Below are 20,315 nucleotides of genomic sequence, written 5' to 3'. Positions count from 1 at the left end.
CATTACCCAAAATTTAGATTTTATACTAGTCGCGAACTAGGGAGTGCTTTAAAACTTAAACCTAGTTATTTTACCAATAATTTAATAATTAAAATTCACTTATTAAAAACAGAGCTCCCAATACCTTTTAGTGGTAAAAGGAGCTTGTCCTAAAAGTTCGATCTCAATTCTGAATAGACAGAGGAAATCATTAAAAAATATTAATACCCGTTGTTTTCAGTTCCCAAACTTGGGTTTCGTTGGATTTCTGGCTCTGGAAGCGGTAACAACATATGCTTTTCCTCAATTTGTTTCCCTTGATCCGTAATGTGCCCAACGGCATTTACAAAATTAACCACCCCTGGGCTACTGGCCACTGGGAATTTTCTAGTACGAACAATATCGAACCAGTTTTGAAATTCAAAAACCAATTCCTTGTGTCGCTCCAGCCATACCTCTTCCACAAACCTATCAACACTTAAACCGGTCAAAGTCTGATTTATAGTCACAATATCTGTATCCCAGTAGGCTCTCCCGCGAACTTGAGCAAGATAATTCACCGCATCCGATGTTACTCCTGAAGACTTTGCTATGGCCTCTGCGGCAATTAACAAGACATCTGCATAACTCATCATAGCCTGATCTTTTCCAGAAAGGGCGGTATTGAACATCGCCTCGTCATCATGCCACATATATGGTGAAGTTGGAAAGGTCTTATTCGTTCCTTCCAAGGTGGTATGAAAGTATTGCTTTTCTTGGGCTCTTAAATCCTTAATGGGATCATATAAATCCAAAAAACTACCCGATGGCTGATACGCACCGTTGGCAATATCATATAATACATCTTGGGAAAATCCTGTAGGATAAGAGTATCTAGGGAAAGTAGAAGTGGCAATTGCCGCATCGAACTCCTTAATATAAATATGTTCCTCGGCAGATGCATCGGATTTTCTTATCTTATTATAGGCTGAATTCTCAAAATCCAATTCTCCAGTGTTCAATTCATCATGCTGAACCAAACTGTACGAACCATAGGCTCCGTTGATTATAGCTTGGGCCAAGCTAGCTGCATCTCCATAACGATCCGCATTTAGTGGAGCTCCACTCATAGTCAGATATACCTCGGACAACAATGTTGCCACTGTTCCAGCCGTGATTCGTTTTCCGTTGTTCACCATAGACATAGTGGATAACCCACCCTTATCAAGAGCATCCTTTAAATCTGCCTCGATTAAAACATAAACATCAGCTATTGAGCTTCGCTCTAAATACAGGTTCTCCAAGGAATCATAAGGCTCCGTAGTTAAGGGAACCGGACCAAAAAATCGTACTAAGTAATAATAGGAATAGGCTCTAAAAAATTTAGCCTCTGCAGTCAACTGATTGCGCTCTTCATCTGAAAGCCCTGGAGTTTCAGGAATATATTTTATGGCATTATTGGCCCTAGAGATCCCAAGGTACAACTCTCTCCATCTTCCCTGTAGATAATCACCTATATTATCTCCATTCAGCGTCAATTGCTGGGCATTACTAACATGTAATTCTTGCCCTGCATATTCGTTAGAAAAAAACCCGGACATATAAGCCCCCAACATTAAAGGCATTCCACTATAGACCCCTCCATCTGTCATGTTAGGCGCACCGGTTCTATAAAGTGCATTAACGGCACTATAAGCCTGATCTGGTTCTTTAAAAAATTGATCAGAAGCTAACTCGCTTAACGGCTCCTCCTCCAAAAAATCGGAACAAGCACTAAAACAAACTACTACAAGTAGTAATAAAATATATTTAATTTTCATGATATACACTCTTTATAATTAGATTTAAAACTTAAGGCTACATCCCAAGGTAAAGGTTCTTGGTTTAGGGTATTGGAAGAAAAAGATGTTTTGACCCCATTGGTTCCCTCCCCATGAAGTTGCTTCAGGATCGTATCCTTGAAAGTCATCCGAGTGGATTACAAAGGCGTTCTCCAAACTGGCATACACCCTTAATCTGTTTAGCCCTAATTTGTCCAACATAGTTTCGGTAAAGCTATATCCCAGAGAAAATAGATTCCCTCTGATATAGGAACCATTTACAACCCAGTGACTATCCACTTGACTATTTTGTCCGGCATATGACTGGTTCCTTATCTCTTGAACCATCGTATTTTGGTTTTGTTCGGTCCAACCTTTATACAATATTGAAGCAAGCCCGTTAGCAATCCCGGACCTGTCCTCCGTAGAATGGTAAAACTGCTGCATAATGTCCACACCACCTACAAATTGTATGTCTGCAGTAAAATCAAAATTCTTATAATTAAAGGTATTGGTAAAACTACCTGTAAAATCTGGCAATCCCTTACCCAATATCTTCTTATCTTCTGAACGCTTGGCTTCACCTGGTACAGCACCTACCAATGCAGCTTCAGCAACCTCATCAGTTCCCCAAGTGCCTAAACGCTCATATCCCCAAAAGGAACTTAAGGATTTTCCGACCCTTAAAATTGTCTGACTTCCCGAAACCCAGTTTGGACCAGGTAGGATATCCTCATCATTTTCTCCTAAACTTTGAATGGTATTTTTGTTGAAATTGATATTGAATGAGGTTTCCCAATTAAAATCTGGCCTAGTTATATTCTGCGTTACCAACATGGCTTCTATTCCTTCGTTAGAAACAGCTCCAATATTATCTCGTACAGAAACAAATCCTGAGGCGTATGGTACTGGCCTATCCAATAAAAGATCTGTGGTTTCTTTATAATAATAATCGAACTCAAATCGAATTCTATTATTATAAGCTCCAAAATCCAATCCTATATCAAACTGACTTGTTTTTTCCCATTCCAGATCTGGGTTGGACAATCTGTTTACTGAGCTGGAAGCAACCCTGGTTCCATTTAACAATATGGTTCCAGACGAAACGGTTGCCAAGGAACTATAGGCTGGAATTTCAGTGTTTCCTGTTATACCGTAACTCGCCCTTAGCTTAAGTCGATTAATTTTATCACTGTCTGCGAGAAAACTCTCTTCAGATAGCATCCACCCCAATCCTGCTGAAGGGAAAAAACCGTATTTATTGTTGGCGCCAAACCTAGAAGAACCATCTACCCTACCGGTAAGGGTTAGCATATACTTATCCTGAAGAGTGTATCCCGCCCTTAAGAAATAGGAATTCAATGCCCATTTATTATAATTGGATACTGGTGCGCTCGGGTTATTCGCAGATCCAATATTGTTGTATTTAAAGAAATCATCGCTAAACCCTCTCGCCTGAATATCTGAAGATTCAAACGTATTTTCCTGCCAGCTCAATCCCAACATTCCATTAAATCTATGATCGTCCACTTCCTTTTTATAGGTTAGGTAATTTTCTTGTTGCCAATAGGTGCTTTTAGAATTATAAATTCTAGCAAAACCATTTGGTGCAGAAATGTTTACTAAATCCCTAGGGGAGTATTCCTGCTTAACATTTATTCGCTTATCAAAACCAAATTGTGTCCTAAATTCCAATCCTGGAAGGATATTAAATTTGGCAAATACATTTCCAAAGATTTGATTGCGTTCCCACAGCCTCTCTTGAGTTTCCAAAACGTGTACTGGGTTAGCCATTGCCTCAATATTGTAAGCGTCTTCAATATCAAAACTATTACTATAAGTACCATCTGGAAACTTTACAGGGAATATTGATGGCATTTCTATCATGGTACGTCTTGGCACCTGACCGCCACCATCTTCTTCAAATTCCTTTTCCTTAACATTGTTTACCAAAAGATTAAGGCCAAAGGACAACCAATCTTTAGGGCTAACATCGTAGGCTATTTTACCGCTAATCCTATCCACATCATTGTTTAACATTATTCCTTCCATATGAGAGTAATTCAAGAAGGCACCTATTGAAGAATTCTCATTGCCACTCTGAATGCTCAACTGATGATTATTAGAATAAGCTGTTCTTGTAGCCTCATCTTGCCAGTCGGTATCGTACAAGGGTTTTCCGCTGGAGTCGAATAACCTTGGATCGTTGGTTGTGAAAGTAGGAGCTGGAGCCCCAGGTCTATACTTAGGTGTGTTTTCCATGCCAATCCTAACTACGTCTAACCACTCCTCCGAGTTTAAAAGATCCATTTTATTCTGCATCTGTCCAACACTTAGGAAACCGTCGTACCCAACAATCATTTTACCACCCTTAGCACCTCTTTTAGTTGTTATCAAAACAACTCCATTAGCTCCTCGGGCTCCGTAAATAGAGGCTGAAGAGGCATCTTTCAAAACCTCCATACGCTCTATATCATTGGGGTTTAAATATTGAATATCATCCATGGCAACCCCGTCTACCACATATAGCGGACTTGAGGACGAATTAATAGTTCCTACTCCCCTGATAACAATTTTAGGTGCCCCGGATGGAGATCCCGAATTTAGGAACACATTTACACCGGCCACCTTACCTTGCAACCCTTGAAGTGAGTTGTTTACTGGCGCCTTAAGAAGATCTTCACTGCTCAGAACCCCTACAGCCCCCGTTAAATCTGATTTCCTTTGTGTACCATACCCAACTATGACCACCTCTTCCAGTGAAGATGCCTCGGCCTGCATCACAATATCAATATTCTTTTTGTTCCCTACCGCAACTTCATAAGTAGCAAATCCAATTGAAGAAAACACCAAAATGTCACTAGAACTAGCCTCTATGGTAAACAATCCATCGAAATCGGTCGCAACACCCCTTACTGTACCTTGTATTACAACACTAACTCCAGGTATAGGAGTGCCCTCAGCATCGACCACGGTTCCTGAAATTTTATCTTGTATTTGTTTGGAATTTACTGGAGCAGCCTTCTCTAGTATCTTTTCTGACAATGGCATTAACAAAATCTGCCTATTGTCGTAAATATTATAGGTGGTCCTAGAATTTTTGAATAGTTCATTCAATACCTGTTCTATACTTTTCTTGGATACGTTTATGGATACCTTCCTTTCTAATTCTATATTTATGTCGCGGTATAAAAACCTAAATTCGGTATCCGCTTCAATTTTATCCAAAGCTTCCTTAAGGCTTACGTTTTCAAGGGTCAAGGAAATCGAAGAATTTAAATCGTAATTTTTTGCTTCAGCTTTTAAAAATGAAACCAACAGTAATAAGACCGTAAGTTTTATGCTTAAGTTAATTTTAAAAGGACAAGTTAATACTATCCAATTAGGATTATTTTTTTCCATATTGTTGATTAATTATATAGGTTTAAAAATTAATGTTCGATGATTTTTTGAACACGGGAATGGTCGTATATCTCCCGATTTTTTAAGCTAAATGATACATAACATTTACTTTTGGGTCATTTTATAAAGGTTTTTAAGGGTTGATAATTATTTTATTGTTGTTAATGGTATAGGTAAACGGGCGCTCCAATTTGATATAATCCAATAATTGTTCTATACTTTCTAGATCTACATGAAAGGACGCGGTGAATATTTCCTTGTTCAATTTCTCATCATTATTGATGATTTCCACATTATAACTCCTTTCTAATTTTTCCACAATTCTTTCAAAAGACATACTTTTAAATACTAATTCCCCTTCTATCCATCCAGTATAGAGACTAACATCTACTTCAGAGATAGAGATACTTTTACCCTCACGGTTCCAAGAAGCCATATGACCCGGCGTTAACAAAGATCCCTTCATAGGGTCCTTTACTTCGTATAACTGAACCGAACCTTCACTTAATACCGTTGAAATATCTAGGTCCTCAGGATAGGAAGAAATATTAAACTTGGTACCCAACACCTTAACTCCCAACTCCCCAGTAAAAACAGAGAAGGGGTTTAATGAATCTTTAGCCACACTAAAAAAGGCTTCTCCTTTTAAAAACACTTCACGGGGAGTACCCTGGATAAAGTTGACAGGATATTTCAAGGTGCTGCCAGAATTAAGGTTTACTAGCGTCCCATCAGAAAGGATCACAGAATATCTTTTTCCGTAGGGAACATAGAGTTCATTGTAGGACAATTCATTCAAATCCTTGTTTTGATCATATTTTAGAGCTCCCGGTCTTTGCTTTACGATAATATTCCCATAAGGGTCAATAACACCAGTACTTTCATCAGGGTCTATCTCCATAATGCTACCGTCCTCGAGCCGCAAGGAAATCACATCGCTCTTTAAGCTCTCCTTTTCATTGGGTATTGCTACCGATTTCACATAGAAAAAATAGGAAAGACCTAAAACCCCTATAAAAACAGCTGCTACTTTTTGAATAGCACCAAATCTTATTCTTCTTCTACGGGTGCCAGTCATTTTTCTATACTGTAACGCCTTGGCCCTATCGAGTTCCTTACGTAACTCCCTACGCCTTTCACCTATTTTTTTATCCGTAAGGTTTTTAATTATATAATCTTGGTCATTTTTGTTGAGTTCGGATTTTAAATCCATCAACGCCTCCTTATCGCCATTTATAATGGATAAAGCCAACTTCTTTGACAACTTAAAAATCCTTTCCAAACCTACCATCTAAAAAATTTATAAAACGAGAATTACTAAACCTCTCTCCCTAAGACGAGAAGAATAAGAAAGTGGGTGAAGAAATTGTAAAAAAATTGTAAAAAAAAACAACTATTTCACAAAATCAATAGCATTACAATCCGAAATACATCGTTTTTCAGCAACAAACGCAACTTACTATAGGCTAGTTTTTTTTGAGATTTAATGGTATTTACAGAGACTTGGAGATGCTCTGCAATTTGTTCGTTGGACAATCCGTCCATACCTAATCTAATTATCCTTTTATGTTTTTTTGGCAATGAGTTTAGCGCTTTATCAATAATTTCAGTTGTTTCTACTAGCAAAACCTCCCTAGCAAAAAAAGCATCCCCTTCTAGCTGCTTAATATCCAACCCTATACGCTGTTCTTTTTTTTGTGAGTAGCTACTCTTAAGAAAATCTAAGCATTTATTTCTAACAGCAGTGTACAAATATGATTTGGCTGCAGATTTGTCCTTGATTATTATTTTTTTCTGCCAAATTTTAAGAAATACATCCTGTACCACATCCTTGGAATCATCAATATCTTCCAAATACTTATGCGCAAATAAACACAAGGGAGAATATAGCGTATCAAATAAATGTTTGAATTCCTTGGGGGTTATAGATAGATCCTTACTAGACAATTTAAAGGGAATTTTTAATCATAAAAAAAACAAAAAGTTTTAAAGGCTGGATCAAGATAGTGTCAAAAATTATTCAACTGTTCCAAAGCCAACTGAACCGAAGTTACTGGCAGTTTGCACGTATGGTCTTGACACACATAGATATAAGTGCCCTCATTATCATAGCGCCCTTTAAACAATGGTTGCTCACTGTCCTTTACACTACCAATGATCAGTGTATTGGGGAGGTATTCCCTGTGCATTTCGACCATTATCGCATTTGCCTGATCTCCCACCACGGCAATCTCATAAAAGGGATAAACCGATTTCAGCAGTATCGAATTCCATTTGGCATAATTATAGGCGTTTTCCTCAATTACAGGAACCATAGAAGACAACATTGATTTGGCCTGGTTAGTGGCCTTTTTATCGTAATCTATATGCCCTAAAATCAATAAGTTTTCTGCCATTACGGAATTAGGGGAAGGCAACACCCCATCATCGGTCTTAATTATTTTCGAAATAAGTTCCTCGTCAGCATTATAACTGTACATTCCGGAAGCCTCATCATTAAATTTTGTCTGAGCAATTTGAGTCAGTTTTTTGGCGAAATCCAGATACTTGTCAGACATTGTGGCGCTGTAAAGCTTTAATGACGCATTAGCCAAAAACGCATAATCTTCCAAAAATCCATGGTCTGTCTTACTTCCTTTTTTATAGGAATGAACCAGGTGATCGCCCTTTAGACCATTTTGTTGAAGAAAATTGAACACCTCTTCCGCTTTTTCTAAATACGAAACTTCCCCAAAAGCATGGTAAGCATCTACCAATCCATTGATCAAAAGGGCATTCCATGAAATTATAATTTTATCGTCTATATGTGGCCGTACCCTTTGGCTTCTTGCTCTAAGTAACCTTTCTTTCCAAACCTTCCTATGGTTATCCAATTCTTTCTGGGTGATATCATTTTTTTCAATAAAATCACCATCGTGTAAGGTCCGAGAAAGTACGTAGGCATTCTTTTCCCAAATATTGGAACGTTTTACTCCGAAATATTCCGAAAACAAAGGGAATTCATCTCCTAAAACGGATTTCAATTCCTCCTCTGTCCACACATAGAATTTCCCTTCCTCCCCTTCACTATCCGCATCAATGGCCGCATAATATCCACCTTCGGGATTTTTCATTTCCCGATCTAAGAAGGCTATAGTTTCCTTAACGGTATTTTTAAATAAGGGGGATTTGAACACTTTATATCCTTTGGAATAAAGACTAAGCAATTGGGCATTATCGTATAACATTTTTTCGAAATGGGGTATTTCCCACTTAGAATCAGTGCTATACCTATAAAAACCTCCAGCTATATGGTCATAAACCCCGCCCAATGCAATTTTATTCATGGTAAGGCCTACAAATTCCTTGGCATTACTATCGGCTGTCAGAAAGGAATAGTCCAGTAGAAAATCAAGATTCACTGGAATCATAAATTTCTGAACTCCCTTATTACCGCCCCAGTGTAAGTCCCAATTGGGCTTCCAATTCTCCACACTTTTTTTAAGTACTTCTTGGGTCAGCACCCCTAGATCTGAGGTAGGTGAAATGAGGTTTACCTCCTGTATCCCTTTGGCCACCATATCAGCATACTCGTTCGCCTTTTCAGGGTTATCTTTATACAACTTACTGACCTGTGTGAGCACCTTACCCCATTGCTCCTTAGTATGGTAGGTTCCGCCATAAATTGGCTTGCCATTGGGAAGTGTAATTACATTTAAAGGCCATCCTCCGTTGCCTTTAATTAACTGCAAAGCGGTCATATACACATGATCTACATCTGGCCTCTCTTCCCTATCTACCTTTATATTTATAAAATTCTCATTCATTAATCTGGCCACTTCCTCGTCTTCAAAAGTTTCCTCCTCCATAACATGGCACCAATGGCATGAGGAATAACCAACACTCACCAATACCAATTTATTCTCCTTCTTGGCCTGTTCAAGCGCAGCGGGACTCCAGGGTTTCCAATTTACAGGATTGTGGGCATGCTGTAATAAATAGGGACTAGTTTCATGAATAAGGTCATTAGTGAACTTATGGTCGCTTTTCTGACCCTTAGTGTCGGAGCAAGAAAAAAATATAAAAACCATAAATACAATTAAATTATTTGTTGAAAATCTCATGTTTTACTTAAATATCATCTAAAATAAGGTTGTAGAATGTCGAAAAATACAATATTTGACAACACCATCTAAGGTTTTGTATAAACTTATTGGTGGGGAAGGCAATTTGATTTCTTTCAATTTAACTTTTCCTGTTCCATAAACCAATCGTATAAAGTTTCGTTCTCATAGGCCTTTTCCCATGCATTGTGTCCCACCCCTTTATATATGGTAAACTGTACACGGTACCCCATTTCCCTTAATTTGGCTACCATGTTTACAGATTCCGAAATAGGGATTGAGTTGTCCTGATCCCCATGAAAGACCCAAATAGGCAACTTTTTATTTATCCAAGAAGCATAAGGTAATGGCGCCATCCCGCATACTACGGCAAGAGCAGCAAATTTATCGGGATACTGTACTGCCATTTCCCATGCGGCACCTCCACCCCTACTTAAGCCGGTAAGGTATATTCTATTGGGATCTACTTTGTTCTCAGCAATAACAGTTTCTAACAACTGATTTACTGCCCTCGTATTCCACCACATCTTCTCGTTCGGGTTCTGGGGTGCCAAAATTAAAAAGGGAAATTTTTTCCCTCCGGTCAGTAATTTTGGCGGACCATTCCGTTTTACCGCATCCAAACTTCCTCCAGATTCGCCCCCACCGTGCAAAAAAAGCAAAAGGGGGAACTTTTCATCCCCACTACTCTTATAATTTTCAGGATAATAAAGATAGTATTTTAAAGTTTCGGTCGTGGTCACCTCCATTTTCGAATTTGTTAATTCCGGAGAGGATTGCGAGGCACAACCGGTTAAGACAAAGAGGCTAAAGAAAATAAATATATTCAATTTCATACATTCATTGGTTTAATGATCAACTTATACCGTAGACAACATACCATTTGGGAAATGGCTTCATTTAAAATATAAATTGACGAATTTTAAATGGAACATTTATTTTTTAATCACCTATTTAACATTTATGCAATTGCTTTAAACAAAATTAGAATACATCGTTATAAAAAAGAAAAACAAACTATTTTTCAATTTTAGGATTTACCTTAGTATTTTTATCCTTTACACTTATATTCCAACCATGAAGAAAGTAGTCACCTTTGGAGAAATACTCCTAAGATTATCCACGGAAAGACATTTACGATTTTCACAAGCGACCAATTTTAATGCTACCTATGGTGGAGGTGAATTCAATGTAGCCGTTTCCCTAGCTAATTTTGGGATCGACGCTGAATTTGTAACCCGACTGCCCAAGAATGATATTGGTGATTGCGCTCTAAAGGAAATCCTTAAATATAAGGTAGCAGCAGATCATGTTCAATTTGGGGGGGACCGTTTAGGAATTTATTTCTTGGAAACTGGAGCTGGGACGCGTGGTAGCAAAGTAATTTATGACAGGGAAAATAGCGCTATCGCCAATATAGAAATAGACACCATTGATTGGGAATCCGTTTTTGGGGATGCGCAGTGGTTCCATTGGAGTGGAGTTACTCCAGCGATATCCAGCAATGCCGCAGCCGTTTGTCTTGAGGCGGTTAAAATGGCTCATAAAATGGGCCTTACCATTTCCTCGGATTTAAATTACCGTTCCAAACTATGGAAATATGGGAAGGAACCAAAAGAGGTCATGCCAGAACTATTACAATATAGCCATGTAATCCTCGGGGATCTGGATACCGCATTTTTTATGACTGGGAAAGAAAAAAAAGAGCCCGACTACCAAAACACGGCTTCATTACCAACGTTATATGATGACCTTTTCGATAGCTGCCCCGATTTAAAGTTTGTGGCCACTACCCTTCGATATTCCGTAAATGCTTCTCATCAAAAAATTGGAGGTATCCTATATGATGGTAAAACCATTTATAATGCAGAGATCAGGGAGGTTACACCCGTAGTGGATCGTGTTGGGAGTGGTGATGCGTTTATGGGTGGATTAATATACAGTTTGTTGCAAGATTCACAGGACAAACAACAGGCAATTAATTTTGCCGCAGCCGCATGTTGCCTAAAACATACCATTTCAGGCGACTTTAATTTGGCAACCCTAGAGGAAATATCACAATTGGCCGCTGGCGATTCTTCCGGCAAAGTAAGTAGATAATTTAAAAAACATTAACATGTCACAATTTTCCAGAATAGAAATTGCTTCCTTAATGAAAGAAACAGGGCTTGTTCCCTTGTTTTATCATCCTGACACCAACTTAGGGAAGAACATATTAAAAGCCTGCTATGATGGCGGCGCAAGGTTGATCGAATTTACAGCACGTGGAGATTTTGCCCATGAAGTTTTTTCCGAACTCAATAAGTATATCATTCAGGAACTTCCAGGGATGGCGATGGGCGTAGGTTCTATAACGGATGCCGCTGCCGCTTCGCTCTACATGCAAATGGGAGCCAATTTTATTGTAACCCCTTCTTTAAGGGAGGATATTGCCATAGTTTGTAACCGAAGAAAGGTATTGTGGAGTCCCGGATGTGGTTCCGTAACGGAAATCAATAAAGCAGAAGAAATGGGCTGCGAAATCATAAAATTGTTCCCAGGAGCCAATTTTGGGCCCGATTTTATAAAGGCAATTAAAGGGCCTCAACCTTGGACCAGCGTAATGCCCACTGGTGGGGTTACCCTGGAAGAATCCAACCTAAAGGCATGGTTTGGTGCCGGGGCAACCTGCGTAGGCATGGGCTCCAATCTAATTAGTAAATCTGTCTTGGAAAATAAAGATTATAGCGGTTTGGAAGATACAGTAAGAAAAACTTTGGCGCTTATAAAAAAAGTACGGGGTTTTTAACGTGCTCTATAAATAACTAATCTTAGCACGCCAAGAGCCCCCTACTATTTAGGAGGGGAGCGACTTCCTTATCCCTAGTTCCAAGCCACGCAGTTCTGCCAACCCTCTTAACCGACCAATGGCCGAGTATCCGGGGTTGGTTTTTTTATTTAGGTCGTCTAGCATCTTATGACCGTGATCTGGGCGAAAAGGCATTCTTAAATCCTTCCTTCCTAAGCTATTTCGCTTTTGCTGCTCTTCTACCAATGCCTTCATCACGCCAAACATATCCACATCTCCGAGCAAATGATCTGCCTCGTGAAAATTCCCATTTTCATCGCGTTCCGTACTCCTTAAATGCATAAAATGTATCCGATGCCCCAACCGTTTTACCATACCTACTAGATCATTGTCCTTCCTTACCCCAAAAGAACCCGTACAAAAGGTGAGTCCATTACTCGGACTGTCCACGGCCTCGTAGAGATCCAAAATATCCTGTTCGGTACTTACTACTCTAGGCAATCCTAAAATAGGATACGGTGGATCGTCTGGATGAATACACATTTTTACTTCATTGGCCTCTGCAATGGGAATAATGTGTTTCAAAAATGAGAAAAGATGCTGCTTTAATTCCTTTGGGCCAATCTGATTGTAGGTAGCAAGGATTTCGTTGAATTCTTTTAAGGTATACCCCTCTTCCGCACCTGGGAGACCTGCAATAATATTTTGGATCAATTTCTTTTTGTCCTTTTCGGATATGCCCTCATAATACTCTTTAGCGGCATCCTGTTCTATCTGAGAATAATCGCTATCGGCACCAACGCGTTTTAGCAAAAACAGTTCAAAAGCAGCAAAGGCATTTTTTTCAAAACGCAATGCTGTAGATCCGTCCTTTAATTTATACTCTAGGTCGGTCCTTGTCCAATCCAAAACCGGCATAAAATTATAACAGATTGTATCTATCCCGGAAACAGCCAAATTAACGATGGTAGTCTTATAATTCTCTACATACTTCATGAAATCTCCCCGCTGCGTCTTAATGTCCTCGTGTATGGGAACACTTTCCACCACGGACCAACTTAGACCAACTGCCTCTATCATTTTTTTCCGAGCCTGTATTTCCGCTGCTGGCCAAACGGCCCCATTAGGGATATGGTGTAGTGCACTTACTACACCAGTAGCTCCTGCTTGTTTAATATCCAATAGGGATACGGGATCGTTTGGCCCATACCATCTCCAAGTTTTTTCCAAGGTTAATTTCATAATTAAATCGCAATATTATTACAAAGGCATCTTAAGTTTTTTTTACACTGGTGTTTCTAGTGCTATATTAAGCCAAAAGTATGCTATAATTCAATACGTCTTTTACTGCATATCGTCGATAAAAAATAAGCTCATCCCGCACGTTCGGGATGTTTTTATTTTTGGAATTAATCCGTCGTAAAATACACGATTGACTTATACCCCAATTTTGTTTTAACCTAACAATAGGTGCCTCTTTCTGGGCTACAAGATACAGTTTTAGTCGACTTTCACAAAGTTAGTTTAGGGAAATGATAACAGATGTTTTAATTACAAAAATTGCAATTTAAGCTATATCTATAACTAAAAAGTATCAAATCCTGATTTCTGCCTTGTTTTGGTCAAAAACAGGCGACAATTTTTATTCATTTCAATAGTTTGCAGTACTTTTATACATTAAACCAATAATGAACAAAATAAATCGAGCATTATAATGATTAAGAGTAAAATCGATAAGGCAACCAGTTTTGAAAAACGGTTTGAGAAAATAAATACGGTCATTTTTGAATCTTCCGAAGTTGCTTCCAAGGCAGCGGCCGCAGAAATTGCCACCTTGATTCGAAAGAAGCAGGATGCCAAAGAAATGTGTGTGCTTGGACTTGCTACAGGTTCTTCGCCGAAAAGATTATATGCAGAGCTGGTTCGCTTGCATAGGGAAGAGGGTCTAAGTTTTAAAAATGTAATTACGTTTAACTTAGACGAATACTATCCGATGGAACCGGATGCCATACAGAGTTATGTGCGTTTTATGAAGGAGCTCCTTTTCAATCATATAGACATCGACCCAAAAAATTACCATATTCCGGACGGAATGCTTTCCAAAGAAGATATCGCCGATTACTGTAAGAAATTTGAGGCCAAGATAGATGCATTGGGAGGAATAGACCTTCAGATTTTGGGTATTGGTGGCAATGGGCATATCGGGTTTAACGAATCCGGTTCCCTACCTAATTCCAAGACCAGATTGGTTACTTTGGATCATATTACTAGAGTTGCGGCAAGTAAAGATTTTCAGGGCTTGTACAGCACTCCAAAAACGGCGATCACCATTGGTATCAAACAGATCATGGAAGCCAAACAGGTTATCTTATTCGCTTGGGGTGAAGGAAAATCAAACATCATCAATCAAGCGGTGGAAGGACCTATTACCCAACAGGTACCTGCATCTTATCTTCAGGACCACCCTAATGCTGTCTTTGTAACGGATAAGGGCGCATCGTCCTTACTGACACGAGTAAATGCACCATGGGCGGTTGAGAAAGTGAGTTGGGATGCCCAATTGATCAAGAAAGCAGTAGTTGGTCTGGCCTCTAAACTGGAAAAACCAGTACTCATGTTAACTGAGGCAGATTATATTGAAAATGGTATGAGCGACCTATTGACAGAGGTAGGAGACGCATATGATATCAATATTCGTATATTTAATAAGTTGCAACACACTATTACTGGTTGGCCAGGTGGTAAGCCCAATGCAGATGATAGCAATAGGCCAGAGCGTGCCAATCCTGCCAAAAAGCGAGTACTTATATTTAGTCCACACCCCGATGATGATATCATTAGTATGGGAGGGACCTTTATGAGACTTCAAAACCAGGGGCATGAGGTGCATGTAGCATATCAAACCTCCGGAAATATCGCCGTAGCGGATGATGAGGCCTTAAGATTCTCTAATTTTGTGGTAGATTATAACCGTTCTTTTGGGTTGGACAATGAGAAGTCCCTCGATATCTATAAAAAAGCGAACAAGTTTATAAAAAACAAAAAGACCAGCGAGATCGATATTCCTGAGGTGAGGAACATTAAAGGAATGATCCGAAGAAGTGAAGCCAAGGCTACTAGTTATTATGTTGGTCTTACCGATGAGCAGATCCACTTTAACAATCTTCCGTTTTACGAAACTGGAACCATAGAAAAAAATCCATGGGGAGAAGAAGATATTAAAATAACTATGGATCTGATCAAAGAGATTAAACCTCATCAAATCTATGCAGCAGGTGATTTAGCCGATCCACACGGAACCCACAAGGTCTGTTTGGATATTATCTTTGAATCTTTAAAGCGATTAAAATCTGAACCCTATATGGACGACTGTTGGGTATGGTTGTACAGGGGAGCATGGCAAGAGTGGGAAATAGAGGATATTGAAATGGCCGTTCCCATGAGTCCAAGTCAGGTTTTGGCGAAGCGATATGGAATTTTCAAACACCAATCCCAAAAGGATGGCGTGGTATTCCAAGGGTCGGATTCCAGAGAATTCTGGCAACGTGCCGAGGACAGAAACAGAGAAACTGCTATGAAGTACGATGAATTAGGATTAGCGCATTATGCTGCCATGGAGGCATTTGTGCGATATGAATTTTAAACAATCCTATTTATAGTTTTTGATATAAAAAAGAGGCTGTCCCATAAGACAGCCTCTTTTTCTTTAAACAAATCGGATTAGCTTCACTAATCCATACCATTAAAACTCCAATTCAAAGTACAAGCTGCTCGCTTCTTGTTCCTCGGTAACCACCTCTCCTTTTAACAACTCATCATCAGTATTAAAAAGGGTCATATTAATTCTCCAATACCCTGTCATGGTCAATGATAACCTTCCGTTATAGCTCTTGGTGGCTGTATTATAAATAAGGTCTTTATTGTTTGGCGAACTATGGTTCCCCATTCCCGGCATCCGAGGATCTAAAACTACCTTATAACCTTCTACTGGCGAGAAACTCATCATGTTTTTCATCTCAAATAATACGGCCTCAATATCGTTTACCGCAACTTCTGGAGTCTTGGGAGACACCATAGCTAAGATATATTTAGTTTCATCACTTCCCACAAAGGTGGCAACCCTTTGTTTTTCATTCAGAGGGGCCTTAACATCAATAGCTTTAGTCGTTATAAATTCTTGCCCTTCAATCTTATAGGCAAAGGTAATGTCCCAAAATTCATCCGAATTTCCGGGCATTTGAAATACCAGATATCCTTTGGAAATGGTATTATTTTCAGTGATAACGGTCAGATCCGATTTCGGACAGGAATGCGCTTTATGTATCATATGCATCATAGGCTCCCATGAAATTACTGGATTGGAAAAATATTCCCCACTGGTCACATCCTTAATACGGATAAATATCTCATTATATCCTGTTTCAAAATATTTGTTAACCGAATACAGCTCTATGCTATGCCCGTTACCCTCCATTTTACTGAGTAAATTAAATTCCGTCATAGGATCAATTTCCAAAATTGGATCAACATTGTCAGAAGTACAAGCGGTAAGACCGACAGTTAGCACCAAAAAAATCAGGATAAATTTTATGTTTTTCATTTCTTATTGTTTTAAAGTTTATGTTTTATTAATTTATTGCATATGAAATTGTTACGAAAAAATTCCGCCCCATCCGGGGGATATTTTTCCAATCGGAATAGGTAGAATACCGTTTATCCAGAATATTCTCCACGCCTACTTTTGTGTACATTAAATCGTTATTAAAAATAAAGGTCTTCCCTAAGGATAAGGAGAAAATAGTATATGCCATGGTTTGATCTTCCCCGAAGTTGGGGTTATAGTTCACTTGTTTTCCAGCGCCAGACATCCCAATAGAACCGGAAATCGAGCCCTTGTGATAGCTAAGACTGGAACGATAGGAGAATGGACTTATAAACGGTAAGTTTTCGCGGTCTTGATCTACCCCTCGATGGTATGCAATTAAACCGTTCCATTTAAATTGTGGTATCGGTGCATATTCCAAATCCAAGGAGGTGTTGTACATATTGGCATATTCCAGATTCTTGTAAACCTTTACACCCTCTGCCCCAATAGTCATAACACTAAGAGAAGGATCCACTGCTCCTATGATATAGTCTGTAATGTGAAACACATTTGCTTCGGCACTGATCTTAAAGTTTGATTTTTCCCAGGAAATTTTGGCATTGGCTTCCATAGATTTTTCATTGATAAGTTCTGGATCCCCAATATAGTCGTGGTTATCAAAACTGTTGAACAAGTAAAATCCAAATGCTTCGGAGACCGAAGGCGCCCTATCTCCATAGGACAGTCCTACATTTAAATGCCAAGGCATCCACATCTTATGCCATTGTCCTGAGATACTCTTAAGGAAACGAGTTTTGGATTTTTCCATTTCCGGATAAAATATCCTTAAACTGTTCAATCCCAACTCGTCTGCTACCTCCTGATTTTGCACTGCCATTCTAGTGGCGATTTTTAGGATACTACCATTGATACTAAGTTCGTCTTCAAAATAAACTCCCCCGTTGGTAGTACGAACGTCGGGCCAGGTAAGCATAAACATGGGCAACTCATTGGGATTATTGGGATACATGGTCATTTCTGCCAACGATCTATTATAAAAACCATCCAATTTGAAAAATAATCGATGATTTTTAAGTCCTAAGCGAGCTTCCGTAAAAAATCCATAGGTATCACTCCATCCCGGCATGTCCATATGAATGGGCACATTGGGCCGTTTAGTATCATCCATTATGTGGGTAATGGTATTAAAATACAACTTGGAGTTCCAGTCAGTAAACTTACGGAGCAGGGAATCCTGTTCAAAACCAACAGAGGTAATTATCCCTTGGGCCAGGGATACATCCATGGGTAGCGCAGGATAGCCTACATCCCTAGCTTCATCAAAGATAAAACTAGCGGTAATCAATTTTCCTTGGGACACTTTATAGCCTGAATTTACCGCAAGGTTGTATTTTTCGAATTGTGAAAAAGAAATCTCTTCATCCCCTCCGGCATAGTAATTCCCTGCCTTCCTATAGCTCAGATTCGTATCCATATAAAAGTTGGATCCGGAGTAATCCAGTTTGGCGCCCCATACATTCATTTCATTATTACTTTCATACCCAGTTTCCAATCCTCCTTGCAGTCCAGTATCCTTAAAATTACCTTTTTCCAATTCCAGGTCTATGGCTCCACCAATGGTAGTACCATGTTTGGCTCCCTGTTGCCCTGAGGTTACATGGGCCTTTGCTAAATTGGAAACCTCCACATAGGAAGTTATGGGATCCATCTTATCCGTACAGGCACCAAAGATTTTCATCCCATCTATGGTTACCGAAAGCCTTTCAGAGAACATATTGTTCAATGTAGGTTCCCAAGCATATGCCCCCCGCTTTACCATATCAACTTTTTTGGAGGATTCCAAAAATTCATCCAAGCTGGAGAGTGGTTTGGGCTGACGGTGATAATTCAGTGAATTCCTGGTGGAAATCAGGATTACTTCATCCAAATTGATTGTAATAATGGAATCTTGGGTCAGTACTAGTTCCTGTGCATTACTATTCGTTATGAATAATAATAACAACAACAGGGACGCCCAATGTAAAATAGGTTTGGACCATACCATATGTATTTCGCATACTTTATGGGTATAATTAATGCTTGTCATGTGACTTTTTTTAGATAAGACAATTTATTCTGAAAACTTGGTCGACATTTGGATAACTACCAAAACAGACCAAGGCGATAATTGAATTATCCCAGCTCTGGTGGCTGTGCGATATCTGAAGTAAATAATCTGGAAATCATAGCCTGACCTCCCTTAAAGTTATTTTGCACCGAAATGATGCCGAATGCCACATCTGCCCTAACTGAAACTGGATCAATTGAAGCCAAAAACTGTATTTCTGTTTGGGAGCGTTTGCCCTCAAAAGGATTTTCTTTACCGTTGTCCGACTCTTTGGCCAACTGTTTTGCCAAATAACATTGACCGTTACAATTTAAAGATGGGGTATCTCTGTTTTTACATAAATTCTCCACAATGTAATCGTAATTTACCGCGTATTCTGCCAACGGCCAAAATGGCTTGATAAGCATGATAATCGCAACAAACAAGACTATTTGTTTCATTAATTTAGTTTTACAATTAGGATCCCTTTTTAAATCCAAGGTTTACGTTCAATGAATATAGCTCAAAGGTAGTGCATTAAAAAAATACTATAAAATGACAATCGTCAGTTATTGCCTCTAAATTTTATTCAAAATTTTCATAAAACCCCATTGCTACTTTAGCATTCAGGTTCGCCCGTTTTGGTCTTGGGAAGGATCTAAAAAAATTGCATATAGGTAACTATTTAAATTACGAAAGACCAAAGAAACAGAAGCCACAGTCGTTTGGGAACCTGTGATTAGAGGGATACGTTAAATTGGAAATATGCATAGAAAGAAAAATAGAAAAGGTAGCAATAGATCGGTAATTGGCACTTCACAATGAATAACAATGTCACACTTAACTGAACATAACCAATAGACACATGGACCCATTTTCACATGAACACATGGTAACATTACATTAATATAGCGGTGATTTCGTTTTTGATTTTTATATTTACCCCCTAGAAGTTCTTTAAGGGAAAAATGGATGCCACCTATATAGAGAGCAGTAATTTACTGCCCCTGAATTCTTTAAATAACAAAAAATTAGGTGAAATCAATTATTTAGGATAAATTTGTCCGAAATAAGAATTTGACTTATATTTGTACTAAATTAATATAAGATAGACTATGTTTTCCAAAGCTTGTGAATACGGAATAAAAGCAACAATATTTATTGCAGTAAGGTCCTTGCACAACAATCGTGTTAGTCTAAAAGAAATTGCAAAGGAAATAGATTCCCCCGAAGCTTTTACGGCGAAGATACTACAGTCCCTTGCCAAAAACGGTTTGGTAGATTCCCATAAGGGTCCCACGGGAGGATTTCAGATGGAACGAACCAAGATGGATACCATAAATTTGTACGATATCGTAAATGCCATAGATGGGGACAGTATTTTTCATGGATGCGGATTGGGTTTAAAACAGTGTGATTCTCGAAAGCCATGTCCGGTACACCATAAATTTGTGGTGGTACGAGAAAACCTTACGCATATGCTTCAAAATACCACCATGTACGAATTAGCCACTGGATTGGATATTGGGTTGACCCATTTAAAACGGTAAAT

General features: G+C 38.9%; 14 protein-coding genes. 4 read left to right on the top strand and 10 right to left on the bottom strand.

Going from position 1 to position 20,315, the window contains the following annotated elements:
• Nucleotides 1-200: 200 nt before the first annotated feature.
• From KCTC52924_RS14005 to KCTC52924_RS13980, 6 genes are all read right to left on the bottom strand, one after another.
• Entirely contained in the window at nucleotides 201-1,778 is a 1,578-nt protein-coding gene (locus KCTC52924_RS14005; RefSeq protein ID WP_251806690.1) for a RagB/SusD family nutrient uptake outer membrane protein, read from the bottom strand.
• Nucleotides 1,779-1,802: 24 nt separating this feature from the next.
• Nucleotides 1,803-5,180 (bottom strand): SusC/RagA family TonB-linked outer membrane protein, encoded by a 3,378-nt coding sequence (locus tag KCTC52924_RS14000; RefSeq protein ID WP_251806689.1) that lies wholly within the window; start codon nucleotides 5,178-5,180, stop codon nucleotides 1,803-1,805.
• Nucleotides 5,181-5,313: 133 nt separating this feature from the next.
• Nucleotides 5,314-6,471: a FecR family protein gene (locus KCTC52924_RS13995; RefSeq protein WP_251806688.1), complete on the bottom strand. Its 1,158-nt coding sequence runs from the start codon at nucleotides 6,469-6,471 to the stop codon at nucleotides 5,314-5,316.
• A 107-nt stretch (nucleotides 6,472-6,578) separates the two neighbouring features.
• The gene (locus KCTC52924_RS13990) at nucleotides 6,579-7,127 is read right to left on the bottom strand and encodes an RNA polymerase sigma-70 factor (protein WP_251806687.1); all 549 of its coding nucleotides are present in this window, start codon (nucleotides 7,125-7,127) and stop codon (nucleotides 6,579-6,581) included.
• 62 nt (nucleotides 7,128-7,189) lie between these two features.
• A complete protein-coding gene (locus KCTC52924_RS13985) occupies nucleotides 7,190-9,283 on the bottom strand; it encodes a thioredoxin domain-containing protein (protein WP_251806686.1) in 2,094 nt (697 codons plus the stop codon).
• A gap of 116 nt (nucleotides 9,284-9,399) precedes the next feature.
• Nucleotides 9,400-10,119 carry a prolyl oligopeptidase family serine peptidase gene (locus KCTC52924_RS13980; RefSeq protein WP_251806685.1) on the bottom strand — a complete coding sequence of 240 codons (720 nt, stop codon included), beginning with the start codon at nucleotides 10,117-10,119 and terminating at the stop codon, nucleotides 9,400-9,402.
• A 241-nt stretch (nucleotides 10,120-10,360) separates the two neighbouring features.
• On the opposite strand from KCTC52924_RS13980, the gene KCTC52924_RS13975 reads away from it, so the two are divergent.
• Nucleotides 10,361-11,383: a sugar kinase gene (locus KCTC52924_RS13975; protein WP_251806684.1), complete on the top strand. Its 1,023-nt coding sequence runs from the start codon at nucleotides 10,361-10,363 to the stop codon at nucleotides 11,381-11,383.
• 16 nt (nucleotides 11,384-11,399) lie between these two features.
• Nucleotides 11,400-12,071 (top strand): bifunctional 4-hydroxy-2-oxoglutarate aldolase/2-dehydro-3-deoxy-phosphogluconate aldolase, encoded by a 672-nt coding sequence (locus tag KCTC52924_RS13970; protein ID WP_251806683.1) that lies wholly within the window; start codon nucleotides 11,400-11,402, stop codon nucleotides 12,069-12,071.
• A 48-nt stretch (nucleotides 12,072-12,119) separates the two neighbouring features.
• Here KCTC52924_RS13970 and uxuA read toward each other — a convergent pair whose 3' ends face one another.
• Entirely contained in the window at nucleotides 12,120-13,301 is a 1,182-nt protein-coding gene (gene uxuA / locus KCTC52924_RS13965) for a mannonate dehydratase (RefSeq protein ID WP_251806792.1), read from the bottom strand.
• 481 nt (nucleotides 13,302-13,782) lie between these two features.
• Here uxuA and nagB point away from each other — a divergent pair, with 481 nt between their 5' ends.
• Nucleotides 13,783-15,714, top strand: a complete 1,932-nt coding sequence (nagB, locus tag KCTC52924_RS13960; RefSeq protein WP_353057472.1) for a glucosamine-6-phosphate deaminase — start codon at nucleotides 13,783-13,785, stop codon at nucleotides 15,712-15,714.
• A 99-nt stretch (nucleotides 15,715-15,813) separates the two neighbouring features.
• Here the strand turns inward: nagB and KCTC52924_RS13955 are convergent, their stop codons facing one another.
• The 3 genes from KCTC52924_RS13955 to KCTC52924_RS13945 form a co-directional block, all read right to left on the bottom strand.
• Complete coding sequence (locus tag KCTC52924_RS13955; protein ID WP_251806681.1) at nucleotides 15,814-16,671, bottom strand: hypothetical protein; 858 nt, start codon at nucleotides 16,669-16,671, stop codon at nucleotides 15,814-15,816.
• Between the two features lie 28 nt (nucleotides 16,672-16,699).
• On the bottom strand, nucleotides 16,700-18,763 hold the full coding sequence (locus KCTC52924_RS13950) for a TonB-dependent receptor (protein WP_251806680.1): 2,064 nt from the start codon (nucleotides 18,761-18,763) through the stop codon (nucleotides 16,700-16,702).
• 86 nt (nucleotides 18,764-18,849) lie between these two features.
• The gene (locus tag KCTC52924_RS13945) at nucleotides 18,850-19,224 is read right to left on the bottom strand and encodes a hypothetical protein (protein ID WP_251806679.1); all 375 of its coding nucleotides are present in this window, start codon (nucleotides 19,222-19,224) and stop codon (nucleotides 18,850-18,852) included.
• 654 nt (nucleotides 19,225-19,878) lie between these two features.
• Here KCTC52924_RS13945 and KCTC52924_RS13940 point away from each other — a divergent pair.
• A complete protein-coding gene (locus KCTC52924_RS13940; protein ID WP_251806678.1) occupies nucleotides 19,879-20,313 on the top strand; it encodes an Rrf2 family transcriptional regulator in 435 nt (144 codons plus the stop codon).
• The last annotated feature ends 2 nt before the right edge of the window (nucleotides 20,314-20,315 follow it).

This window comes from Arenibacter antarcticus (genome assembly GCF_041320605.1).
In the GTDB taxonomy this organism is placed as follows: domain Bacteria; phylum Bacteroidota; class Bacteroidia; order Flavobacteriales; family Flavobacteriaceae; genus Arenibacter; species Arenibacter antarcticus.
This window is presented reverse-complemented; position numbering and strand designations above follow the sequence as displayed.